Annotated in this window: 17 protein-coding genes; 9 read left to right on the plus strand and 8 right to left on the minus strand. The window is 67.6% G+C overall.

Features of this window, described 5'->3' with window-relative positions; genetic code table 11:
- Positions 1 to 130 precede the first annotated feature (130 nt).
- From ACHL_RS17840 to ACHL_RS17860, 5 genes are all read right to left on the minus strand, one after another.
- The gene (locus ACHL_RS17840; RefSeq protein WP_015938710.1) at positions 131 to 2,812 is read right to left on the minus strand and encodes a helix-turn-helix transcriptional regulator; all 2,682 of its coding nucleotides are present in this window, start codon (positions 2,810 to 2,812) and stop codon (positions 131 to 133) included.
- Entirely contained in the window at positions 2,809 to 5,535 is a 2,727-nt protein-coding gene (locus ACHL_RS17845; RefSeq protein WP_015938711.1) for a LuxR C-terminal-related transcriptional regulator, read from the minus strand. Before ACHL_RS17845 ends, ACHL_RS17840 begins: the two co-directional genes overlap by 4 nt.
- 236 nt (positions 5,536 to 5,771) lie before the next feature.
- A complete protein-coding gene (locus tag ACHL_RS17850) occupies positions 5,772 to 7,721 on the minus strand; it encodes a DUF2264 domain-containing protein (RefSeq protein ID WP_015938712.1) in 1,950 nt (649 codons plus the stop codon).
- Positions 7,718 to 8,881, minus strand: coding sequence for a LacI family DNA-binding transcriptional regulator (locus ACHL_RS17855; RefSeq protein WP_015938713.1), 1,164 nt, complete (start codon positions 8,879 to 8,881; stop codon positions 7,718 to 7,720). The genes ACHL_RS17850 and ACHL_RS17855 overlap by 4 nt, the downstream gene beginning before the upstream one ends.
- Positions 8,878 to 10,749 (minus strand): heparinase II/III family protein, encoded by a 1,872-nt coding sequence (locus ACHL_RS17860; RefSeq protein ID WP_015938714.1) that lies wholly within the window; start codon positions 10,747 to 10,749, stop codon positions 8,878 to 8,880. The genes ACHL_RS17855 and ACHL_RS17860 overlap by 4 nt, the downstream gene beginning before the upstream one ends.
- 278 nt (positions 10,750 to 11,027) lie before the next feature.
- Between ACHL_RS17860 and ACHL_RS17865 the strand changes: the two genes are divergently transcribed.
- The 6 genes from ACHL_RS17865 to ACHL_RS17890 are packed head-to-tail and all read left to right on the plus strand — an operon-like array spanning position 11,028 to position 17,777.
- Entirely contained in the window at positions 11,028 to 12,041 is a 1,014-nt protein-coding gene (locus ACHL_RS17865) for a hydroxyacid dehydrogenase (RefSeq protein ID WP_015938715.1), read from the plus strand.
- A gap of 52 nt (positions 12,042 to 12,093) precedes the next feature.
- Entirely contained in the window at positions 12,094 to 13,374 is a 1,281-nt protein-coding gene (locus ACHL_RS17870) for an ABC transporter substrate-binding protein (RefSeq protein WP_015938716.1), read from the plus strand.
- A gap of 9 nt (positions 13,375 to 13,383) precedes the next feature.
- Entirely contained in the window at positions 13,384 to 14,313 is a 930-nt protein-coding gene (locus tag ACHL_RS17875) for a carbohydrate ABC transporter permease (protein ID WP_015938717.1), read from the plus strand.
- Positions 14,313 to 15,260, plus strand: coding sequence for a carbohydrate ABC transporter permease (locus tag ACHL_RS17880; protein ID WP_015938718.1), 948 nt, complete (start codon positions 14,313 to 14,315; stop codon positions 15,258 to 15,260). The genes ACHL_RS17875 and ACHL_RS17880 overlap by 1 nt, the downstream gene beginning before the upstream one ends.
- Positions 15,257 to 16,003 (plus strand): hypothetical protein, encoded by a 747-nt coding sequence (locus ACHL_RS17885; RefSeq protein ID WP_043794215.1) that lies wholly within the window; start codon positions 15,257 to 15,259, stop codon positions 16,001 to 16,003. Before ACHL_RS17880 ends, ACHL_RS17885 begins: the two co-directional genes overlap by 4 nt.
- Before the next feature lie 13 nt (positions 16,004 to 16,016).
- Positions 16,017 to 17,777 carry a glycoside hydrolase family 35 protein gene (locus ACHL_RS17890; RefSeq protein ID WP_015938720.1) on the plus strand — a complete coding sequence of 587 codons (1,761 nt, stop codon included), beginning with the start codon at positions 16,017 to 16,019 and terminating at the stop codon, positions 17,775 to 17,777.
- A gap of 125 nt (positions 17,778 to 17,902) precedes the next feature.
- Here ACHL_RS17890 and ACHL_RS17895 read toward each other — a convergent pair whose 3' ends face one another.
- Positions 17,903 to 18,445, minus strand: a complete 543-nt coding sequence (locus ACHL_RS17895; RefSeq protein WP_015938721.1) for a hypothetical protein — start codon at positions 18,443 to 18,445, stop codon at positions 17,903 to 17,905.
- A complete protein-coding gene (locus ACHL_RS17900; protein ID WP_015938722.1) occupies positions 18,432 to 20,441 on the minus strand; it encodes a primary-amine oxidase in 2,010 nt (669 codons plus the stop codon). Before ACHL_RS17900 ends, ACHL_RS17895 begins: the two co-directional genes overlap by 14 nt.
- 123 nt (positions 20,442 to 20,564) lie before the next feature.
- Here ACHL_RS17900 and ACHL_RS17905 point away from each other — a divergent pair, with 123 nt between their 5' ends.
- Both ACHL_RS17905 and ACHL_RS17910 read left to right on the plus strand, forming a co-directional pair.
- Complete coding sequence (locus tag ACHL_RS17905) at positions 20,565 to 21,155, plus strand: TetR/AcrR family transcriptional regulator (protein ID WP_015938723.1); 591 nt, start codon at positions 20,565 to 20,567, stop codon at positions 21,153 to 21,155.
- A gap of 197 nt (positions 21,156 to 21,352) precedes the next feature.
- Positions 21,353 to 21,529: a CsbD family protein gene (locus tag ACHL_RS17910; protein ID WP_015938724.1), complete on the plus strand. Its 177-nt coding sequence runs from the start codon at positions 21,353 to 21,355 to the stop codon at positions 21,527 to 21,529.
- A gap of 95 nt (positions 21,530 to 21,624) precedes the next feature.
- On the opposite strand, the gene ACHL_RS17915 is transcribed toward ACHL_RS17910, so the two are convergent.
- Complete coding sequence (locus ACHL_RS17915) at positions 21,625 to 22,227, minus strand: DUF1345 domain-containing protein (RefSeq protein ID WP_015938725.1); 603 nt, start codon at positions 22,225 to 22,227, stop codon at positions 21,625 to 21,627.
- A 256-nt stretch (positions 22,228 to 22,483) separates the two neighbouring features.
- Here ACHL_RS17915 and ACHL_RS17920 point away from each other — a divergent pair, with 256 nt between their 5' ends.
- Complete coding sequence (locus tag ACHL_RS17920; RefSeq protein WP_015938726.1) at positions 22,484 to 23,449, plus strand: AraC-like ligand-binding domain-containing protein; 966 nt, start codon at positions 22,484 to 22,486, stop codon at positions 23,447 to 23,449.
- Positions 23,450 to 23,461 lie beyond the last annotated feature (12 nt).

A 23,461-nucleotide genomic window follows, 5' to 3' on the forward strand; every position in this document is an offset into this window, starting at 1 on the left:
CGTGGCTTGTGGCTGCCCACCACTCGCATTGGTACTCGGTAGGGCGGGTGCCCCCGGAATGCCCGGAATTCCGCCTAAGCAACACCGAAAACCAGCGCGGCAGCAGGCGCTGGTTAACGGAGAAGGCTGGTTAGACGGTCTGTTCACCGCTGTGATCGCCGCTGATCAGCTTTTCGCGGTCGCTGATTCCGAGCTTGGCGAACATCCGGTACAGGTGGCCCTCCACCGTCCGGAGGGAGAGTCCGAGGCTGAGCGCGATGTCCCTGTTGCTTGACCCCGTCTGCACCAGGGCAACGATCTCCTGTTCCCGCCGTGTCAGCTTCGACAGGTCCGGCATCCCTTGGCCCGTGGCCGCTGGTGCCTTCCCCAGGGCCGCGGTGCGCCGTTTAAGGAGCCGCTGTGCTTCCAGCTGGCGGGACTTGTCCCCCCGGCTTTCGAGGATCCTGAGCGCGTGGCCTGCGTAGTCCGCTGCTGCGAGCTCCAGCCCTTCCCTGGCTGCGGCCTCACTCAGGGCAATGAGCCCGGCGGCATCCTTCGCGTCCAGGGCCTGGCTGTAGCTGAAGGCGAACTCGGCGGTGCGGCCTTCGCTGGTTTCTGCCAGGGAGCTCAGGCGGCGCACCACGGAGAGGTCCCCCGCCCGAAGGACCAGGACGAGGATATCGATCTCCGGCCCCACCGCGCCGTTGGCTGCCGCGATGTCCGCGAGGGACATCAGCCGGGCCAAGGTGGGGCGCAGCCCCACCTGCTGGACCTTGGCCATGGCGGCGTGGGCCCTGCCCAGCAGGGATGATTCCATCCCCTCCCGGGCCAGCGACTCGTGTTCCAGTGTGTAGGAGGCAGCGACATCCCGGAACTTCAGCAGGGAGGCAGCGTAGGCGGCGGCAGCAACGGCGTCGGGCAGGTCGCTCTGCAAATCTGACACCCGGAGCATGCTCACCGCCTGGCGAAGGCACGGCAGCGCGGCCCCCAGATTGCCGCGGCGCAGGTCTACGCTGCCCGCACTGAAATGCAGCGCGCCGCCGTCGTAAATCAGCGAGTTGGGCGCCTGGGACACGTGGTTCTGCAGGTACTCCTCAAGCACTGTGAACTCGCCGGCATGCAGCAGGGCCAGAATGTAGCGGCGCATGAAGAACCCGGTGTGCTGCAGGCCCCAGTAGCCGGCGGCATCGAGGATGTCCTTGACGTCGGCCAGCACCTGCAGGGCCGAGAGGGGTTTGCCGGTGACGGCCATCGATTCAGCCAGCAGCGTCCCTGCGAGCAGCCGGGTTTCCCCGTCCCCGCCCTGCTGCCAGATCTGCCGCAGTTCGCGCTCAGTTTCCACGTGGCGGCCCTCCGCCTGCATTCCCTCCAGGACCAGAAGGCGGCTTCCGAGGCGTCCCAGTTCAAGCTCCTGCGCATCGATTCCCCGGGTGGATTCAGCGATCCGGGCCAGGGCGGCCTCCCATTCGTACGCCGCCTGCTTCACCGCGTTGGGGCCCGCCCCCTGGCGCCTTGCGAGCTGTGCGGCAAGCATGGACACCTGCCGCAGGGTGGCAGGATGGTTGGTCCTTTCGACAATCCCGCTGATTTCCCAGGCCGTTCCGCGGATATCTCCCCGGTACCACTTGGCGCGGGCCACCTCCACGCGGGCCGCGAGCTTGAGCGCGGGGTCCTTGATGGCTCCGGCTACGCGTTCGACGTAGCTGGGGATGAAGAGCCGGTTGGCCAGCTGCGCGGCCTCCAGGATTTCGGTGTCCGGGATCCTGGCACCGGCTTCGAGCCCCCAGGAAACGTAGCGGAGCAGGCCGTCCATGGTCTGGGGGCGGTTTTCGAGGAGCTGCAGGATTCGCTGGCGGATCCGCAGGCTGCGGGCGGCCGGCACAATCTGCCGGAGTACTTCACCCACCAGCGGCTGGGCCAGGCGGACGTGCTGCTCTGCATCGGAATCGATGGTGATCAGCCGCATTTCCTGCAGTTCGTCCACTGCGTAGTGGTCGCTCGCCTGCCGCAGCACGTCCAGGGGCAGTGGTTCGGCCAGGGCGACGGTGTCCAGGGCCTCGCGCTGCAGATGGTCCAGGTGGACGATCTGGTTCCGGACCAGGTCCAGTAGCCGCAGGCTGTTGCCGCGCAGCTCGGAGGTCAGCATCCATGCACCGTTCCGGCTGACCAGCTGGCCGGCGGACCTGGCATTGCCGATGAGTTCCAGCAGGAACATCGGGTTTCCCCCGGATGCCCTGCGGAGCACCGCCCCTGCACTGGGGACCACTGGCGCGCCCAACACCTGGGCGCACAGCTGGTCGACGTCCTGTCCGTTCAGGGGCTGCAGGTCGAAGCGGTCCAGCAATCCTTCAGACCACATCGAGAAGATCTCACCGGGCGGCGCCGGATGGGGGCGGCAGATGAAGACCACCTTGGCCACTTCGGCAGCTGTGAGCTGGGCCAGCACGGCGACGCTGCCCTCGTCGAGGTGCTGGGCATCCTCCACCACCAGGACCGCAGGCACCGGTTCCCGTTCCCTGGCTGGGTTCAGGGCGGCGGTCACGGCTTTCATCACGGACAGCGGCTCGTTGATCTGGCCCGGCGTCAGCGAGGTGATCAGCGGAGCCAGGGCGGCGAACGGGACTCCGGCCAGCGTGGCCCCGGCGAACACCCTGAAGGGCCGCACGCGATGGCCCAGTTCCTGGATCACCGCGTTGACAAGCGCCGTCTTTCCAAGCCCGGCATCACCCAGCAGGAGGACGCCGGGCCCGTTGCGGTCCAGCAGGCAATCCGCGACGGCGGCCAGGATGCCCGAGCGCCCCACGAGTGTTTCGCTTGCCAGTACCTCGGTCATTGCTGGTTCCCCTCAGCGAGGCCCAGGGCAAACGGCAGCTCCGAGCGTTCAACGATCTTCAATTTGCCGTAGATCTGGTAGAGGTGTCCCTCCACCGTCCGTACCGACAGATGCAGCCTGGCGGCGATGGCCTTGTTGCTGTGGCCCCTGGCGGCGAGCGTGGCAATCTCCAGTTCCCGTGCGGTGATGCGGTCTTCATGCTGTGAGGTGTCCTCAGGGGCACGCATCCTGTGCCGGCAGGTTTCCGCGATCCGCCGGGCCTGCAGGAGCAGGGCGCGGTCTTCCAGGGCATGCGCGCCGCGGATGACTGCCTCGGCAACATCGAAGGCAAACCGGTCATGCTGCAGGTCCTGGGCGAGCTGGGCCACGGCCACCTGCTGGGCCACGTCATGGGCGAGTACCGCATTCGCGTAGGCTGCGCACAGTCCGGCGAAGTCGCCGTCGCACCTCAACGCCGTCTCAAGGAGCCGGGGAGCGGCGGCCGTCCGGCCCAGCCGGACAGCCGAGCCCAGCGCAAGGACCTCAAGTCCGTGGTTGCCCGCCGCATGGTCGTCGTCCGCCAGCCGCATCAGTGCGTCGCTTGCGGCCTGCGGCCTGTCAACGCCGTCTGCGGCGAGGATGGTGAAATACGCCGTGATCCACTCCATCGGCCGTCCGGGCCGCGCCGGCCCGGGGCTTTTCCGTGCGAGGTAGCTGGCGGCCCGTTCCGGTTCGCCCTGCAGTGCCGAAGCGTAGGCAGCTGCCGCGGTGGCCACTCCGAGGAGCCCTTCGTCATCGCGCACCCGCAGCTGCCCAATCAGCGGAACCAAGGATTCCAGGCCTTCATGTGCCCTGCCCTGCAGGCACCGGAGGACGGCCATTGCCAGGTCAAAGGAAGCCGGGAACGGCTGGCCGGCGGGGAGCGGAGAGTCCCAGTGCGGCTGCAGCATCGATGCCGAATCTTCCCAGCAGCCGGCCAGCAGCAACGCGAACCTCAAGCGCCCCGCGGCCTGCCACGCCGCAGCTGCGGACACCATCGGATCCCGGCCGTCGGCCAGCAGCTGCCCCGCCATGTCAGCGGCCTCAGCCTGCCGCCCGGTCAGTGCCCACGCCTCACACAACAAGCTGCCTGCCATGAAGCGGAATTCCGGTCCGTGGGTTTCAAAGTCCTGCAGCGCATCCTCCAGCAGGGCGGCAGCTTCTGCATGGCGGCCCAGGTGGCCCGCAACCCGGGCTTCGGCAAGGACCAGCTCCTCCCGCAAGGCCTTTTCAGCGTCCGGCCCGCCGTTCATCCCCTGCGGCAGGCCGGTGGGAGCAACGTCCCCCGGCATCAGGTCCCCGTCCAGCACCTTCCGGACATGCCGGAGGCGTTCCGCAGCCTGGTCCATGGTTTCCCGGTCCGACTGCAGGACCGCGGCCTCCGCCAGGTGGAACCGCAGGGCGTCCGCGGAGGCCGGCGGGCCCGTGTCTTGAATGTCCGTGCCCCCACCGGCCTGTTCCCGGTATAGCCGGAGCACGGAACGGGCTTCGCTGACGGCGCCGAGGGCCGCGAGGGCAGTGGATTCCTCCGCGACCGCCGCGGCGCTGTGCGAATGGCCGGGTACTGAACGGACCAGCCGAAGGGCCAGCGGGTAGTCAGCACGGGCGTTGGCGAGCCCGGCGGCATGCAGGGCCTCCGCTTCGGTGAGCGGCGAGCCGCATTCCAGGGCCCACGCGGCAAGGGCCACCCTGAGCGCCGGGTGCATCAGCGCCGGCTCCACCGCCTCGCAGAACCGTCGCCGCAGATCGCTGCTGCGGCCGGTGGGAATGTTGGCGCGGATGACGTCGCACAGCAGCTGGTTCTGCATTCCCACCGTCCTCGGCAGGGAATCGTCCACCACCAGGATCCCGCGTTTTTCCAGGGCGTCGACGTCGTCGGGCAGTGCGATGGCCAGCAATGCCTCCAGTGGCACGGTCCCGGCCAGGGACACGATCTCCATCGCCATGCGTTCGCCGGGTCCCAGCTTGCCCAGCCGGGTGACCACCAGGTCCGTGATGGCTGGGCCGTGGGGTCTGTCCGTCGCGGTGAGGACCCAGACGCCGTCGCGCACCGCGAGGGCCCCGGATTCAACCAGTTCCCCTGCCAGCATTTTCAGGTAGTGCGGGTTCCCCCCGCTCGCCGTCCAGAACTCGTGCGCTGCGGATGCTGAGATGCGGCCGCCGAGGCTCGCCTCGAGCCAGGAGATGGCTTCGGGCAGCGGGAGCGGCTCGAGCTCTATCCGCGCAAGGTACCCGTCCGTGCAGAGCCGGGACAGTTCGCTGCCCAGCCGCTGCGGATCGCTGCACGTCAGGATCAGGCCTGCCGTTCCGTTGCGGGCGAGCTGGGAGATGACCGCCCCCGCGAACTCATCCACGTCCCCCGCGTTTTCAATCACGAGGTACACGGGTTTGCCCTCCGCCCGTGCGGTGAGCAGCGCCGTCAGGCCGGAGAGGACCAGCGCGGGATGGGACAGGAACTGCGGATCCATGTCCCGCAGCAGGACGTTCAGAGCACCGTACGGGCTTGTGGTGAGGCCGGCGCTGGCCCGGAGCACCACAATGTAGGCATCATCCCGGATTTCCTTGGTCAGGAGGCCGGTGAGGTAGCTTTTGCCGCTCCCTGACGCTCCGGTGATGAGAACCCCGGCGCGTGACTCCTCCAGGGCGCGGATGAGGTCCTCTCCGGTGGTCCTGCCGCCAATCTGCGGCCAGGTCCTTGAGCTCACCCCGGTGCCCCCTCTGCTGGTAGACGTCGCGATGCCCGATCCTCCGACGCCCCCTTGTCCGGGCGTCGGCGGATCAGGCTTTCGGGGGCCCCTAATGCGCCAACCGCCACCCTGACCGGGTCCCCGCCAATCAAGTAGTGACAGCCCCAATTAATCAGCTGGGCTCTTGACAGGCACCAGTAGCGAGTACTCGTCTTAGGTACCCCTCCGACTACTCTGCTACTCGCGAGTACTCGTCAACGTTGAGAGGTTGTCGAGTGGACCCGGGGGTTCCTACGCAGGATTGAGCTGCCCAAACGCGAAAATACAGCGTCAACGTCGATCGTGGCGCCGTCCGCGAAGGCGAAACGGCCGTTGGCCACAAAGTGCGCCCCACACGTTCCAGTGGGCGAACCTTCCCCTGAGAGCACGACGACGGCGGCATAGTCCGCGTCGGCCACCGCACCGGCGGTGCCAACCCAGGGAATGGCCAGGTGCTCCCCCGCCGGGTGCGGCGCCTCGCGGTGCCAGGTGCCGGCGTCGTCAAGGTTCCCGCCCCACCCCACAGGGCGGACCTCGCTGGCCAGGCCGGCCGCCGTGTCCACCGGCCAGCCGCCAATCCGCAGCCGCGCACCGCTGCCCGCCGCGCTGCGGACCCGCACCAGCCGCAGTTCCACGGCACCGCGCGTCACTGATACCACCGTCACCTGGGGCCCCGGCGTGGCAGTTCCAGCAGCGCCGCTGCCGTGGTCCGGGCCGCCGTCGGGATCCACCTCGATCCAGTGCGCGGTAAAGCGCGAGGCCCCCACCTGCACCCCGTCCTGCCGGAATTGGCCCAGGAACTCGAATCCGGTCCGGTGCGTCAGCCGGCCCTCCGCGTCGGCGAACGTGACGGCGTTGTCCACCGATTCCGCGGCAAGGTCCGGGAACGTGGCAGTGGAATAGCCCAGCCGGGCATAGAGCGGCGAATCGGCTACCCGGACGCCGGCGTTGGCATGGTCGGTGCCGTGATTGCGGATCCGCACCACACCGTCCGAGACTGTCCCGTCCACCTGCCAGCCCGGCGCCGTGATGAAGCGCTGCGTGTCGCCGGTTTCCACCGGCAGCGGTTCCTCGACGGCCGTCCACACCGGATGGTGGGCGGGAAGGGCCAGGCCCATCATGCCCTTGGCCGCCCAGTAGGGGGACCCCGCGCCGGAATAGGACTGTTTCATGCCCGGGAACTCGGAGTGGAAGCCGATGGTCAGCAGCCCGTCGGCGTTGTGGGCGCCGCGGTCCAGGAAGTACTTGAGGATGCCGGAGGCTGCCCGCCGGGTCACACCGGGCGTCAACCGTGTGTGCCCCGCGAACTGTCCCGCCCAAAACGGTGCTGCCGCCGCGAAACGGTAGATCAGGCTGCGGCCCTGGATAAGCGGGGCACCGTCGGCACCCACCAGGTGGACGGCGTCGTCCAGGAAATCGGCCAGCCGTTCGCCGTCCAGCGCGGCGCGGGCCGTCACCCGGGGGTCCTCCGGCGCCATCAGCTGCAGCAGTTGGGGATAGACCTGGAACGCCCAGCCCACGTAATGGTCGTAGGCGCGCTCAGGGCCGTCGGCAAACCAGCCGTGGCCCCGGTACAGGGTGTCGTGGATGGCCAGCCCGGCATCGATGTCCGCCTCCGAGTAGCGTCCGCCCACGCCGGCGAGGAACTTTCCGACGACGATCTGGAACCACACCCAGTTGATGGGCGGGTACGCCTGGCCGATCACGGTTTCAAACCAGGCCACCAGCTGTTCCTGGACGCGCTGCGGCAGCACGTCCCACAGCACCTCCCGGGTCAGTGCGAGTCCCACGGCCAGCGATGCCGCCTCCACTTTGGCCTGGTCCAGTTCGCCCGGGGTGGGCCAGCGGTCGGGGTTCGCGGGGTTTGTTCCGGCGTCGAGGCCCTTGGCATACCAGTTAGCCAGCCAACGGGTGCCTTCCGGATCACCTGCGATCCGGAAGGAGGCCAGCAGGAAGGTCCGGGCAAAGGCCTCCAGCGAATCGCTTTTCCGCCCGTAGGCGCTGGTGGCGCCGGGGAGGTACAGGTTGGCATGGTCTTCCGTGGCGTGCCGGTGCGCGGACCGCAGCAGGTAGTCGGCGTAGGCGCACCAGTGGTCCCGGGTCAGGCCGGTGTACGGCGAGGCGCTGAAGTCCAGCGGGGGCATGGCCAGGGGCGCGGCGCTCACAGGGAGTCCTGCAATACGCCGGCAGCCGGAATCCTTGGCGCCCCGATGGAGGATTCACGCAGGATCAGGTCCGGGTTCAGCTCGATCCGGTGCACGGGACGCATCCTGCCCTCGGCCAGCCGGGCGGCCATCAGCTGCACCGCCACCTTGCCCACGTACTGTTTTGGCGGCCGGACGGCGGAGATGGCGGGCTCGGCCAGGTAGGCCACCTCGTCGTCGTACCCCACGATCGCCATGTCCCCCGGAACAGTGAGCCCGCGGTCCACGCAGTGCTGCACGAACGCCACCGCCTGGGTGTCCGAATGCACCAGCATCGCCGTGGTGCCGGTCTTCGTGCAGAGTTCCAGCACATGGTCGAAGTGGCTGGCCCGGCCACCGTTGCCGGGATTGGCGGCACCCTGTTGTGCGGAGTCCTCGTGGACCGAGCCTTCAAGGGGAATCTTCAGTGCGGCCAGGGCCTGGTGCCAGCCGCGGACCACGTGAGGGCTGGTGGGACTGGACGAATCGGTCAGGCAGCCGATCCGCCGGTGGCCTTCCTGCCACAGGTGCCGCACGGCCATGCCGGCGCCAAACGCGTGGTCCGTTGCCACCCATTCGAGGCGGTGCGCGGGAATCTCGGCCGGTGCACGGCGTTCGGCAAGCACCACCGGGATGGGCAGGGCGTTCAGCCAACGGATCAGTTCGGGCCCGTGGTCACCGCCCATGTCCGGCGCCACGATCAGGCCGTCGATGTTCTGGGTGTCCAGCAGGGCCTGCACCTGCCTGCGGTTGTCCGCGGCGTCGTAGGCGGACCCGCGCACCACGATTCGCAGGTTTTGCTCCTCCGCCTCGGCCCGCGCACCGCTGATGACCTGCGGCCAGTAGTAGTCCAGCGACGGCACCACCATGCCGATGGAATAGCTGTGCTGGGCTGCCCGTCCCGCTGCCGAGCGGTCCAGCGGGCTGGGCAGCGTGGCGCCGCCGTGCACGCGGGACACCAGGCCCCCGTCCGCGAGGAGGTTCACGTCCCGGCGGATGGTCAGTTCGCTGACGCCCAGTTTCGCCGCGATGTCGCGGACGGTGATGGCACCGTGCGCCCGCAGTTCCTCCATGAGCCGTTCCCGGCGCTGCAGCGAAAACAACGACTTTCCGGTGGATTCGGACGGTTGCTCAGGGCTCATGGTGTTGCCTCCACAGTGAGGGTGAATGCGCCGGCGGCGCGGAAAGCAGGGGATGGTGCAGCAGGTGCCGTTGTTCGGAAGCGCAGCCGGGTCAGCCGTGGTCCCCACGCGTCGGCGAGGAGCGGATCGTCCAGCTCCCATTCGTCCACGAGGACGACGACAGCTGCAGGGTCCCAGCGCAGGGCAGCTCCCCGCGGGGTCGCGTTTGCCGCACCAACCGCCGGGATGCCGTCCGGACGGACGGTCGCCGTCCCGTCCGGTCCGGGGACCAGGGTTCCGGCCGTCAGGAAGGTGATGTCGATGTCGGACGTTCCGCCTGCGCCCGGCGCGGGAAGATCCCAGCGGTCGGCGATGGTGATGCGGCCGGGTGCCCGCCGCAGTTCCGCCGTCCGGATCCAAGCCAGGGGTTCGAACCCGTAGGCCGCTCCCAGCGCGAGCTCCAACTGCGGCCGCTCAGGGGTGGGGGCATTGAGGACGCCGGCCGCGAAGTCCCTGCCGGTTCCCTGTTCAAGGCCGAACGGGGCAGGGACGCTATGCCACTTGCTCTGCATCGCGCGGATGCCGTAGCGGTCCGGGCCGAACGTCTGGGCCGTGTAGGTGGGCTGCCCGGCGTCAACCAGCAGGGGAACCCCGTCCACGGCAACCACTACCGAGCCGACGTCGCGGTGGTTGTGGTGCTCGCCGTTGTGGCCTCCCTTGGCGGCCAGGAACAGCCCCTGCACCGTTCCCGCGGTTTCCCGGGCCACCATGATCTGGACCGATGGCAGGTAGGTGGCTGCCACCAGCGGAAGGGCGTTGGAAGCGGGTTCCGGGTGTTCGAGGAGCGCGTGCAGGACCCGGCCGAGACCCGCGGCGGGGTCCGGTGCGCCGGTGGCCATGGCGGCGGCGTGGGCGGCCGCCTCGGGATCACCCAGCCTGGCCGCCCAGCGGTGCAGCATGTCCCAGGGAAGGGCGGCCGCAGCGCGTGCCGGGCCATCGGCCACGTTGAGGAACCAGGCGCCGCCGATGTGCATGCGGTGCGGGAAAGCCACCAGTTCGCGGACCACCGGGAGGCCGCCGTCGAGCACGCCGCCTGTGGCCTGTTCCAGCAGGGCCAGCCCCTCCAGCGCCCGCCCGGCACCGTTCCACCAGTAGGCGAAGCCTTCGTCGATGGCGCCGTCGGCCGGGATGGAGGCCAGGAAGCGGTCCAGGCCCTCAATGCAGCGGGCCACGGTGTGTGCCCGGGTGTCCGGGTCATCCACAAGGAACAGTGCCGCGGCGATCAGGTTGGAGTGGATCCAGGGATTCCAGTTGTGGACGTCCCCGTCCAGGCCCAGCCAGTGCCAGTCCAGCCGGTCGAGGAAAGGCCGGATGACGCGTCCGGCGACCTCCTCGCGGATGCGCCGCCGCAGCCCCGGCGCCCTGTCATCGAGCTGCAGGCCCAGGACATGGTCCAGCCATGCCAGCTGCGCGGCCACCTCGCCGGCGCCCAGGTCCAGGTACGGAGTGGCCAGGTCCGGAACAACGCAGCCCGTGCGGCGGAAGACGTCGTCGTGCGCGGCCCAGCTCCACGAGCTCTGCTCGCAGAGGAGGAATGCGCCGTCGATGACCTCGTCCAGCCACGCTTCCGCGTCGACCCCGTCCGCACCAGGGCTGCCGGGGCCACTGGCCAGTGCCATGACGACGGCGCGGGTTAGCCGCTGCTGGCGTGCAGCCACCAGCCCCTCGTAGGCCGTGCGGTTCCCGTCCCGGAAGTACCGGGCGTAGTGGGATACCAGGGGCTGGGGCCACGGCGTTCCCCGTTCCTCCTGCGCTTGCCGGGCAACAGGCCCGGGCACATGCAGCCCCTCGGCAGGCCACGCCGCGCTGCCCGCTGCGGGGATATCCATGCGCCCCGCATCGCCGGCCAACAAATGAAGGAGCGACGCCGCGGAGGCCTCGGATCCCCAAGCAGCGGCCAGTGGCGCTGCTGGTGGCTGCAGCGTGGGGTGGGGACCCGAAGGGGACGTCATCTTCTACTCTCATGTTCGAATGCGATCGTTTTAGATCGAACCTGAATAACTTGGTTGTTCTATCTTGTTCATGAGTATCTACTGATTGTTAGATGTGATGCAAGACATGAATTGCGGATGTGAGCGCAAACGAACATGAGAGAAGGGAGGCCCGGATGTCGCCAAAACCCAAGGCCCTGCTGGTCATGAACCGCGGAACCTTTGCTGACCAGTTCGATTCCACCCGGTTGGACCGGTTGGCGGGGCTGGTGGATCTGGGCGGGCAGCCGTGGACCGATTCGCTCGAAGACCCGGCGGTAGCCGGCCGGCTCGCGGACGTGGAGGTCCTGCTGACCAGCTGGGGTGTTCCGCGGCTTGATGCCGCGGCGCTGGAGCGGATGCCCAACCTCCGCGCGGTGTTCCATTGCGCCGGAACCGTACGCAGTTTCGTCACGCCGGAGCTCTGGGACCGGGGCATCCTGGTGACCAACGGTGCGGACGCGAACGCCATTCCGGTGGCCGAGTTTACGTTCGCATCCATCGTGCTGGCCGGGAAGAAGGCACAGGTGCTGGCCAACGATGCCCGCACCTGGCGTGAGGACTGGTCCTACGCCACCGCCCGCGGCGAGGTGGGCAACATCGGCCGCGTGGTCGGGGTGGTGGGGTTCTCCCGCATCGGCCGCCGCGTGGTCCGCCTGGTCCAGCAGCTGCAGGACGTCACCTGCCTGGTCCACGATCCGCATGCCGATCCCGCCGCCGTGGCCGCCGCGGGCGGACGGCTGGTGGGCCTGCCCGAACTGCTGCGGGAGTCCGACGTCGTCAGTATCCACGCCCCGGCGCTGCCGGAAACCCGGCACATGATCGGGGCCGCGGAACTGCGGGCCATGAAGGACCACGCCACCCTGATCAACACCGCCCGCGGCTCACTGGTGGACACCCGGGCCCTGGAGGCCGAGTGCGCCACCGGACGGATCCACGCACTCCTGGACGTCACCGAGCCCGAGCCGCTGCCGAGGGATTCGGTCCTCTATGACCTTCCCAATGTGGTGCTCACGCCCCACATCGCCGGGTCGCTGGGCACCGAAACCCGGCGGATGTCCGACGCCGCCCTGAACGACCTCGAACGGTATCTCACCGGCGAACAGCTCGTAGCCCAAGTGGTCTCCGAAGACCTCTCCCTAAGCGCCTGAACCAACCCCGGCCGCGGACGCGGCAGACCAAAAACCCAGTAAGGAGCACGCAATGAAGCGCACCACCCTCGCCGCCATCGCACTGGCAGTAACCGCAGGCCTGGGCCTGTCCGGTTGTGCCGGCGCCGCCGGACCGGCCGAACCCCAGGGCCAGGAGGGCAAGACCCGCCTGACCGTTTCGGTCTGGAACTACGAAGGCACGCCGGAGTTCAAGGCCCTCTTCGACAGCTACGAAGCAGCCAACCCGGACATCGACATCGAACCCGTGGACATCCTCGCCGACGACTACCCGCAGAAGGTCACCACCATGCTGGCCGGCGGAGACACCACCGACGTCCTCACCATGAAGAACGTCATCGACTACGCCCGCTACGCCAACAACGGCCAGCTACAGGAAATCAACGGCGTGGTGGACTCCGTTGGCAAGGACAACCTCGCGGGCCTGGACGCCTTCGACATCGGCGGCAAGTACTACGCCGCCCCCTACCGGCAGGACTTCTGGCTCCTGTACTACAACAAGGACCTGCTCAAGGCTGCAGGCGTCGAGAACCCCGCCGACCTGACGTGGGACGAGTACACCGCGCTGGCCAAGAAGCTCACCACCGAGGCCAACGGCAAGAAGGTCTACGGCACCTACCACCACATCTGGCGTTCCGTGGTGCAGGCCATCGCGGCCGCCCAGGATGACGCCGACCAGAACAGCGGCGACTACGGCTTCTTCGAGGACCAGTACAACACTGCCCTGGACCTGCAGAAGAGCGGCGCCACCCTGGACTTCGGCACCGCCAAGAGCCAGAAGACCAGCTACCGCACCATGTTCGAGACCGGACAGGCGGCCATGATGCCCATGGGCACCTGGTACATCGCCGGCATCCTGCAGGCCAAGAAGGACGGCAAGTCCACCGTTGACTGGGGGCTGGCTCCGATGCCGCAGAAGAACGACGACGGCAAGGTCACCACTTTCGGTTCGCCCACCGCTTTCGCCGTCAACAAGAACGCCGCGCACTCGGATGCAGCCAAGAAGTTCATCGAGTGGGCTGCGGGTGAGGAAGGCGCCAAGGCCATCTCCAAGATCGGTGTTGTCCCCGCACTGCAGAACGACGCCATCACTGCCGAGTACTTCAAGCTTGCCGGCATGCCCACGGACGAGCTGTCCAAGAAGGCCTTCACCCCGGACAAGGTTGCCCTGGAAATGCCGGTCAGCGACAAGTCTGCCGCCACGGACAAGATCCTCAACCAGGAACACGACCTGGTCATGGTGGGTGAGCGCTCGGTGGCCGACGGTGTTGCCGAGATGGGCAAGCGCGTCAAAAGCGAAGTCCTGGGCAAGTAACAGGCAGCCATGAGCACTGAAACTATTCCTTCGACCGTTGCCCCGGCTGTCCACAGCCGGGGCAACCGGAAGCAGGCCCGGCGTAACACCCTGATTGGCTGGACGTTCATCCTGCCGAATTTCCTGGGGTTCCTGGCCTTCACCCTGATCCCGGTCCTGGCCGCGTTCGCGTTGTCCTTCATGGAATGGACCTCCTTCACCGCCCCCAAGTGGGTGGGACTGGCCAACTTCCAGCGAATGTTCGCGTCCGATTCCTTCTGGATCGCGCTGCGCAACACCGTGGTCTACGCCATCGGCCACGTCCCCCTCACCATGGCCCTGGCCCTGCTCCTGGCAATGCTCCTGAACCGCAAACTCAAGGGCATCGGCTTCTTCCGCGTCGCCATCTTCTTTCCCTACATCACCTCCCTGGTAGCAGTGGCCGTGGTCTGGAACATGCTCTTCAGCCCCGATAACGGCCCCATCAACCAGTTCCTGCAGGCTGTGGGCATTGCCAACCCGCCGGGCTGGACCTCCAGCTCCGACTGGGCCCTGCCGGCCGTGATCATCACCAGCGTCTGGCGCGACATGGGCTACTACATGGTCCTCTACCTCGCCGGCCTCCAGGCCATCCCCGCCGAACTCTACGAAGCCGCCGAAGTCGATGGCGCCTCCGCCTGGCAGCGCTTCTGGAACGTCACCATCCCCTCGCTGCGGCCCACCACCTTCTTCGTCGTGGTCATGCTGACCGTTTCCAGCTTCAAAGTCTTCGACCTCATCGTCGTCATGACCAACGGCGGCCCCGGACGCTCCACCACCGTGCTGTCCCAGCTCATCTACCAAGAGGGCATCGGTGAAGGGAAGTTCGGCTACTCGTCCGCCATCTCGCTGGTGCTGTTCCTCATCGTGCTGACGGTCACCGTGCTCCAGTTCAAGATCCAACAGCGGAGGGAACGCTGATGACCAACATGGCCGAAGACCTCAAAGCCCTCGAAACCAGGAACGCAGCCCGCACCGCCGGTGACGGGCCGGCACCCGGCGCGGAAGACCGCCGTCGTACCGAGCGCAGGCGCTCCCCGCGCGAGCAGAAGAAACGCACCACGGACCTGGTTATCTACGCCGCCCTGGCGGTCCTGGTGGTGGCCCTGATGGTGCCGTTCATCTGGATGGTCTCCTCCTCGCTGAAGGAAAACAACCAGGTCCTCACCGTCCCCATCCAATGGATCCCGTCCGAATTCGTGTGGAGCAACTACACCGACATCTGGACCCGCATCCCCATGATGGGCTACCTGCAGAACTCCCTCTACCTGGCCGTGATCATCACCTGCCTGCAGGTCCTCACCGGCTCGCTGGCAGCCTACGGCTTCTCCAAAGTCCGCTTCCCCGGCCGCGACGTGCTGTTCCTGGCCTACATCGGCACCATCGCCGTGCCCTGGCAGGCCTACATGGTGCCGCAGTACATCATGATGCAGAACCTGGGCCTGACCAACAGTTTCAACGCCCTCATCCTGCTCCAGGCCTTCGGCGCGTTCGGCGTGTTCCTCATGCGCCAGTACTACATGACCATCCCCGACGAACTCTGCGAAGCCGCCCGCATCGACGGCCTCAGCGAGTACGGCATCTGGGCCCGCGTCATCCTCCCCCTGTCCAAACCCGCCCTCGCCAGCCTGGCACTGCTGACCTTCGTCAACACCTGGAACGACTACATGGGCCCGTTCATCTACCTCACCTCCAACCGGCTCTGGACCGTCCAGCTGGGCCTGCGCTCCTTCGTAGGCCAGTTCGACGCCGAATACGCCATGATCATGACCGGCTCCGTCATCTCGGTCATCCCCATCCTGGCCATCTTCCTGATCGGCCAGCGGTACTTCATCCAGGGCATCGCCACGAGCGGCATGAAAGGATGACCACCGTGGCACAGCACCCCACCCGGCACACGCCAAACCCGGGCCAACCAGCCCGGCGAGGCCTGGCCGGGCGCATCCCCTCCCCCGGCTTTGAAACGTTCGGCGGCATCTTCGGCTTCATCTACACCTTCCTGGCCGGAAACGTGCTGATGGCATTCGCCAACGCCCCGCTGGTGCTGTGCCTGGCCCTCGTGGCGGACCCCGCCGCGGCCTGGCCGTTCTTCCTGGCACTGTCCGCCACCATCCCGCCCTCACTTGCCGGCCTGTTCGCCGCCTTCCAGGCCCTGCACGACGACGGCGCCGCGGTCAGGCCCGTCGCCTCCTACCTGAACGGGTACCGGCGCGGGTTCCGGCGCTCGGCACCCCTGGGGCTGGCCGCCGTCGCCGCGCTGCTCTTCCTCGGCGTGGACCTCGTGATCGTCCAGTCCATGCCCGCAGCAGCGCTCCTGGTCCCCGTGATCGCCGCAGCAGCCGCCATCACGGTAAGCGTCACCGTGACGGCGATTGCCGGCGTCGTACTCCTGCCCCACGCCGGACTCAAAGACCTGCTCAAAGCAGCCCTCTACCTGACGGTCCAACGCTGGTACCTCAGCCTCGCTACCCTCGTACTCCTGGGCATCATCGCCACCGCCGCCCTCCTGCAGCCAGTCCTGGGCATCGCCCTGGCCCCCGCACCACTGCTCTTCGTCATCTGGAGCAACGCCTCCTACGCCTACTCCGCCGCCCTCCGCACCGCCAACTGATTTGGGATCCACCGTGCACACCTTTGCCATCGGCAGCCGCGACTTCCTGCTGGACGGCGAGCCGTTCCGCATCCTCTCCGGCGCCATCCACTACTTCCGCGTCCACCCGGACCTGTGGGCGGACCGGATCCGCAAAGCGCGCCTCATGGGCCTGAACACCATCGAAACGTACGTTCCGTGGAACGAGCACTCCTCCACTCCCGGTGCCTTCCGGACCGATGGCGGCCTGGACCTCGGGCGCTTCCTGGACCTGGTGGCGGCCGAGGGCATGCAGGGGATCGTCCGGCCCGGGCCCTATATCTGCGCGGAGTGGGACAACGGCGGACTCCCGGCGTGGCTGTTCACGGACCCCAGTATTGGCGTGCGCAGCAGCGAGCCCGGGTACCTGGCGGCCGTGGACGGGTTCATGGACCGGCTGCTGCCCATTGTGGTGGAGCGGCAGATTACCCGGGGCGGTCCGGTGATCCTCTTCCAGATCGAAAACGAATACGGCGCGTATGGCTCGGACAAGGCCTACCTGCAGCACCTTGTGGATACGGCAACGCGGGCCGGCGTCGAGGTTCCCCTGTTTACCTGCGACCAGCCTTTCGAGACCATGATCGAGGACGGCTCGCTGCCCGGGCTGCATAAGACCGGCACGTTCGGTTCGCGAGCGGATGAGCGGCTGGCGTTCCTGCGGGAGCGGCAGCCGGACGGGCCGCTGATGTGCGCGGAATTCTGGAACGGCTGGTTCGACAACTGGGGCACCCACCACCACACCACCGATGCCGCCGCCTCGGCCGCGGAACTGGACGCCCTGCTGGCCGCCGGGGCGTCGGTGAACATCTACATGTTCCACGGCGGCACCAACTTCGGGTTCACCAACGGCGCCAACGACAAAGGGATTTACGAACCCACCATCACTTCCTACGACTACGACGCTCCGCTCTCCGAGGACGGCCACCCCACAGCCAAATACTTCGCGTTCCGGGACGTCATCGCCAAGCACTTCCCGGTTCCGGCGGAGGTGCCGGAGCGCCGGGCCGCTGTTCCGGCGTCGGCTGTGTCGGTAACGTCGAGTGCCCCACTCCTGGATGTCGCCGCAGCCTTCCCCGCCGCGGCAGTCCCGGGTTCCGTGCCGCCGAGTGAAGCCACCGGCCAGTACCGCGGCTTGTACCTCTACGAACGGCAAGTGGACGACGGCGGCGTCCTCACCTTCAACGAAATCCGCGACCGCGCGCAGTTCTTCCTGGACGGATTCCCGCTGGGAAACCTGAGCCGGGAGCTCGGCGAGCGCTCCATCGTCCTCCCCCGCGGCGGCTTGCTGCAGGTCCTCGTTGAGGACCAGGGGCGGGTCAACTACGGGACGCGGATCGGCGAGGCAAAGGGCCTGACCGGTCCGGCCCTGCTGGACGGTGTGGAACTGCAGGACTGGAGCGTCCGGCCCGTGGACTTGTCTTCACTGGCGCCGTTCCGTGCCGCTGCGGGGGAACTTCCCGCAGGCAGTTCCAGCGCCGGGGGCGTTGCCGGGCCGTCCGTTTCGTTCGCCACGTTCGAAGCTGACGGCCCCGGTGACCGCCACCTCCGCCTGGACGGCTGGACCAAGGGCAACGCCTTCATCAACGGCTTCAACCTGGGCCGCTACTGGAGCCGCGGCCCGCAGCGCACCCTGTACGTCCCCGGCCCGCTGATCCGCGAGGGTGCCAACGAGCTCGCCGTCCTGGAACTGCAGGGCAGCACCACCCGGGAGGTCCGCTTCGTGGCCGGCCCGGACCTGGGGCCTGACGAGAAGTAGCTCCCGGGCCTGGCCGCGTCACGCACAGCATCCTTTTGGAGGGCGCCCGACGGCGGAGCCCCGGTTTTGCGCGGAACAGCAGGCTTGGGGACGCCAAAAGCGTGCCCTGCGTGACGGCGGGTTGCTCAGCCGGCCCGGCGCGCTGTGCGGAGTTGGGCGGTACGGAGCCGGGCCACAAGCGTGGCCGCCAGCAGCGCCGTTACCAGTTCCAGTCCGATGACCAGCAGCAGTTGCGCGGCGGCTTCCGTCCCCGGACTGGAAACAGCCGCCGCGGACGACGCCGGCGCCCCGCCGTGGGCGTGCCCCGCACCGCCGTTTCCCATGCCGGACAGCAGGAGGGCAGCGTGCACGGCCACCATCACCAGCGCGGAGGCCGTGACCTGGTGAAGCGCGCCGGAACCCCGGGCAGGTCCCGCGCTGTGCCGCCAGATATGGACAGTGCAGGGAACGCAGACGGCGGCAAGCGCCACCATCAGGATCCCCAGCCACAGGCCATGGTGGCCTGCGGCGGCCAGCCACAGGTGTGCCGCGCAGGAAACCGCGGTGACCACGGCCACCAGCCGGGCGTGCAGGACGGGCCGCTTGGCACGGACCCGGCCCGCCGCCGTCGTACGCTCCGCCGCAGGGGCAGCCGTGGTGGGTGCGGGGACGAGGCTAGTGGCAACCACCGCTGCCGCCCTCGCTGTGGCAGGAGGACGCCTGCTGGTTCGGGTTCGCGGGAACGTCCAGCACGGGGCTGCGGTCGAAGAAGCCTTCCGGCCGCAGCTTGAAGCCGACGGTGTCCACGGGCATGATGGGCCAGTCCTCCACCCGCGGAAAGTGGGTGAGGCCGAAGGTGTGCCACACCACGATGTCCTGGCCGTCGATGTCCCGGTCCTGCGCCACGTACCCGGGCAGGCCTGCTCCGCCGCCGTGCTGGTTCACGAAATCCCCGGTGGGATAGCGCTCTTCCTCGGCGAAGCGGGTGACCCACAGGTCCTTGGTGGCGAACGCTGCGCGGCGGGCAATGGAGGAGTCAGGATCGGCCAGCAGCGTGGGTTGGTTGTGCGAGTGGAGCTTGTAGCCGACGGGTTCACCCAGCCGGTTGCGGGATTCGGGGTTGGAGATGATCCAGGTGCGGCCGGCCCGCGCATCGGCTTCCCGGACGCCGTCGGATTCCCGCGCCAGCAGCGTGCGCCTGCGGGAGAAGGCGTTGCCGCGCTCGTTTCCGGGCCCCATGGCTTGGCGGACCACGTCTTCTTCCTCCACCCTGTTGGTGAAGCCGTCGATGGCCATGTCCAGGCGGGCGCTGAAGAGGTGCTGGTGGAACGGCGCGCCCAGGCCGGGGGCCAGCTGGGAGATGTTGTCCGAGCCGCCCTCCGGAAACGCTGACGTGAACACAACGCCTGTGGCTTTGGCCTCGAACTCGATGGTGCCGTCCAGGTAGAGGTACCAGTAGAAGCCGTAATCGTAGTTGCCGATGGTGGTGAAGAAGGAGATCACCAGGCGGCGGTTGCGGCGGGTGTAGGTGATGCCGCTCCAGAGATCGGAGTGCTTGGAGAGGATGCTCCAGTCCTCCTCGTGCATGCAGATGCCGTCGCGGATCTCCCGCGGGTTGCCGAACGCGTCGCTGATGACCGGGCTCAGGTAGGTGATCTCGCCCAGACAGTCACAGCCCAGTTCCAGCGAGTTGGCATACTGGCCCACCAGGTATTCGCCGGTGTCGAAGTAGTTCTGCCAGGACCTGATGGGTGACGGGTCGCCGTAGGGCACCACCATCTCGGCGATGGAGGCACGGTTGATGATGGGCCGCTTCCGGTCGCCGTCCTGGAAGGCGATGTTGTGCAGGACCACGCCTTCGCGGGAATCGAACCCCACGTCCAGGCTCCACTTTTCCCATTCCACGTGGTTGCCGCCGGTGACGGTGAAGCTGGGCCCCTCCGGCTGGGTGATGCTGATGGGCTTCTGGGTTTCGCGGATGGGGCCGGTCAGTTCAGGGTCGGTGTAGTTGCCGTGTTCGGCCGGGATGGGCATGGCACCGAGGTCGATCACCTGGGTGACCTCCCTGCTGACCACGTCCACGTAGGCCACCAGGCCGTCCACGGGGTGCGCCCAGGCGCTGTCCTCAGGAAACTCCTGGACGAACGCCAGACCGCGGAGGATCCTCCGGCCTTTCTCCTCCGGGTACTCGAAAACGCCGGCGGACAGCGGCGCCACCCGGACCTTTTCGACAGCGAGCCCCCGGTCCGCGAGTGCCTTCAGCCAGCGTTCGTCCTTGGCCAGGAGGGACTCCACCACCTCGAATTCCTCTTCGAGGACCGGCAGTTCGCCGGTCACTGCGGTATCGAGTTCGACGGCGGTCTCCACTCTTTGGTGCGTCACGGAGACCACCACGTCGTGCGGCGCAGCGCCGGAGACGTCGTGGATAAAGGCACGGAACCGGCGGTTCACCGCGTCAGTGGCTGCCCGCGGGTCTGTGCCGCGCGGGTCCGTACCGCGCGCCGGATCCAGCAGCCCCAGGTAGGCGATGCGGTGGTCCGGGCCAAAGAGCCCCTTGGCCCGGAGGATGGCCCGCACCTCACGGATCTCCTCTGCCGTGACCGGCCCATAGGCAGATGCAGGGGCCGACGCAGTGGCAGATGCAGACGTCGATGCCGCGGTGGATTCTGTGGGGGTAAGCGTCATGGGAAACCTTTGCTCGGGCCGTCGCCGGCTGCCGGGGTTTATTTTCTATAGTTGTAGAGAATAAACCTCCGTAACATGGCCCACAAGAGTCCGAGCCAAAAAGATTTCCGGGAGTGGGCCGCGGTGCCGAAGATTGTTGACCATGACGAGCGGCGCCTCGAGTTGGTGGATGCCACCTGGCGGATCATCGCCCGCGAAGGCATGGAGGGCGCCACCATGCGGGAAATCGCCCTGGAGGCCGGCTTCGCGAACGGAGCCCTGAAACCCTACTTCCCCACCAAGGACACCCTCCTGGAGTTCGCGTTCAGCCACGTGTTCAACCGGACCAACCGGCGCATTGCGGACGTCACCGGAGGCAGGTCCGGCCTCGACGCCCTTTCGGCCTTCTGCCTCGAGGTCCTCCCACTGGACGAGGAACGCATCAACGAGGCCCGCATCGTGATCCCTTTCTGGCAAAAGGCGGTCACCGATCCCGGAAAGGCGGAGATCCACCGGCAGTCCATGGAGGAATGGGTGGACACCATCCGGCACTACCTCGCGGAGGCGCGAAGCAGCGGCGACGTGCGCGCCGCCGTCGACGATTCCCTCCTGGCCCGCCAACTCCTGAACATGCTGCTGGGCGCCCAGATCGAGGCCGCACTCGCCCCGCCAGGCCGGACGGACTTCGGCCATGCCGCGCAGCTGGAAGGCTACCTGGCCCTGCTGCGCTGCTGAACAGCGCCACAGGCACCCCGCAGCGCCTGACAAGGCAACCGCGAGGACTCCACAGGCCCCGTGGACACCCCTCCCCCAATCCTGTGAGTTTGCCTTAAACCCGCCGTACAGGGGAGTCAGGAAACTAAAAGCATGCTTAGTATTAAGGGTCAGGTTCCGGGACTTCCCGGAGCGGGTACCAAGGCAAGGAGCAGCTCATGGGTTTGGGTGACAAGATCGGCAACGCCGCAGAAAAGCTCGGAGGCAAGGGCAAGGAAGCTGCGGGCAACGCCACGAACGATGAAGGCCTGAGGGCCGAGGGCCAGACCGACCAGGCCAAGGCTGACCTGAAGCAGGCCGGCGAGAAGGTCAAGGACGCCTTCAAAAAGGACTAGCCACAGGCTGGACCACCGGTGCAGCGATGGGTGCAGCTCCCTTGGGGGACTGCACCCATTCGCATGTCCGGGGGACGCACCCTGCATCGCCCTGCTCAGCGGACGAGGCCCGAGACCAGGTTGATGGTGGTTGCCAGCACAATAGTTCCCAGGAGGTAGGACAGCAGGGCCTGCCGAAGGACCGTGCCGCGGATTGCCCTCGTCCTGAGGCTTGTGTCCGAAACCTGGAACGTCATTCCCACCGTGAACGCGAGGTAGGCGAAGTCCCTGTAGCAAGGTGGCTCATCCCCGTTGAAATCAATGCCAGCCCGGTCCCGGTAGAAGATCGAGGCGTACCGCAGGGTGAAGAGGGTGTGGACCAGAAACCAGGACAGGGCGATACTGCCCAGGGCCATGGCCACGATGGCATCCTTGGCGAACCCCTCCGCCGTGGACGCATCGACCAGGATGAGGCCCACGCCCACAAAGCTTGCCACGGTGGCGGTCAGGACCAGCGCGTCGGAAAACACCCGCCCCGGGTCTTCACGCCGCGCATGGGCAGCGGTGGCCTCCGGCCCCAGGCGCCCAATGACACTCCAGACCCAGGCCAGGTAGGTGGCGGAAGCCGCTGCCCAGCCCAGCGCGGGCGCGTAGGCCCAGTTCCCCGAGGCACCCACCAGCAGCGCCGCCGCCAGCCCGACGGCGAGCATCACCAGCATGCGCAGCCGGGAATGATGCGAGCGCGCATTGAAATCCCGTTGCGTCCCGCCTGAACCTTCCAGGGCTCCCATGGCCCGATCATGCCACGCCGCGGCGCTTCCGGGGGCCGGACGACGGCGGCACGCGGGAAAGTGCCGCCGTCACCTTTTTTCGCCAAGTGTTGAAAAAAGATTCCGGGGACCCTAACCTGTTCTCACTGTGTTCCACAGCACAGTCCGGGGGAAACGTCCGAGTGACCCTTCGTCAGGAGCAGCCATGCCAGCACCCGCCCGGGCCACGGTCCCCGCAAGCCAGTCCCTCACCACCAGCACCGCCTCATCCTTCGACCACTGGAAGCACCTGGTTGCCGAATCCTTCGTGCCACTGGCGGCGGAGACGGCAGACGCTGGGAATTTCCACGGGCAGCTGCGCTCCAGGGTCCTGGACCGGATGTCCATTGTGGAGGTCACCGCAACATCCCATGAAGTCCACCGCACGCCGGCGCTCATTGCCCGGGCCCATGAGCGGTACTTCAAGCTGAACCTGCAGCTCGAAGGCACCGGCCTGCTGATCCAGGACAACCGGGAGGCGGTCCTCCGCCCCGGCGACCTCGCCATCTACGACACCAGCCGGCCCTACACCCTGGCCTTCGAGGACACCACCCGGATCATGGTGGTGATGTTCCCCTGCGACACGCTCACCCTGCCCACGGATTACGTGGGGCAGCTGGCAGCAGTGCGCATGGCCGGAGACAGCGGCCTCAGCGGCATCGTGGGCCAGTTCATCCGGCAGCTGTCCGGCAACCTGGACGTCCTCAACGGCCCCAGCGGATCGAGGCTCGCAGCCAACGCCCTGGACCTGGTGTCCACCATGCTGCACGCCGAAATGGATATCTCCCCGGACCGGATGAAGCCGCAGGCCCTGCTGGCAGTGGCGGTGCGGGAGTACATTGACGCGAATCTGTCAGATCCGCTGCTCTCACCCGCCAGCATCGCCGCGGCACACTTCATTTCCACCCGGCACTTGCACAACGTGTTCCATGAATCCGGAACCACGGTGGCCGGCTGGATCCGGACCCAGCGGTTGGAGGGTGCCGGCCGCGACCTTCGGGACCCGCTGCACGCCGGCCTGCCGGTCGGCGCCGTGGCCGCCCGCTGGGGTTTTCTGGACGCAGCACACTTCAGCCGCACGTTCCGGGATGCGTTCGGCGTGCCGCCCTCGGACTGGCGCCGGAACGTGTAACCGGGCAAAACC

Origin of the sequence: Pseudarthrobacter chlorophenolicus A6 (assembly GCF_000022025.1) — a bacterium.
Lineage (GTDB): Bacteria > Actinomycetota > Actinomycetes > Actinomycetales > Micrococcaceae > Arthrobacter > Arthrobacter chlorophenolicus.

Excerpts from the sequence above, each read along its gene's own strand:
- ACHL_RS17840 (WP_015938710.1), bottom strand. The coding sequence starts at position 2,812 with ATGACCGAGGTACTGGCAAGCGAAACACTCGTGGGGCGCTCGGGCATC.
- ACHL_RS17855 (WP_015938713.1), bottom strand. The coding sequence starts at position 8,881 with ATGAGCCCTGAGCAACCGTCCGAATCCACCGGAAAGTCGTTGTTTTCG.
- ACHL_RS17860 (WP_015938714.1), bottom strand. The coding sequence starts at position 10,749 with ATGGATATCCCCGCAGCGGGCAGCGCGGCGTGGCCTGCCGAGGGGCTG.
- ACHL_RS17865 (WP_015938715.1), top strand. The coding sequence starts at position 11,028 with ATGTCGCCAAAACCCAAGGCCCTGCTGGTCATGAACCGCGGAACCTTT.
- ACHL_RS17870 (WP_015938716.1), top strand. The coding sequence starts at position 12,094 with ATGAAGCGCACCACCCTCGCCGCCATCGCACTGGCAGTAACCGCAGGC.
- ACHL_RS17875 (WP_015938717.1), top strand. The coding sequence starts at position 13,384 with ATGAGCACTGAAACTATTCCTTCGACCGTTGCCCCGGCTGTCCACAGC.
- ACHL_RS17880 (WP_015938718.1), top strand. The coding sequence starts at position 14,313 with ATGACCAACATGGCCGAAGACCTCAAAGCCCTCGAAACCAGGAACGCA.
- ACHL_RS17885 (WP_043794215.1), top strand. The coding sequence starts at position 15,257 with ATGACCACCGTGGCACAGCACCCCACCCGGCACACGCCAAACCCGGGC.
- ACHL_RS17900 (WP_015938722.1), bottom strand. The coding sequence starts at position 20,441 with ATGACGCTTACCCCCACAGAATCCACCGCGGCATCGACGTCTGCATCT.
- ACHL_RS17910 (WP_015938724.1), top strand. The coding sequence starts at position 21,353 with ATGGGTTTGGGTGACAAGATCGGCAACGCCGCAGAAAAGCTCGGAGGC.
- ACHL_RS17915 (WP_015938725.1), bottom strand. The coding sequence starts at position 22,227 with ATGCTGGTGATGCTCGCCGTCGGGCTGGCGGCGGCGCTGCTGGTGGGT.
- ACHL_RS17920 (WP_015938726.1), top strand. The coding sequence starts at position 22,484 with ATGCCAGCACCCGCCCGGGCCACGGTCCCCGCAAGCCAGTCCCTCACC.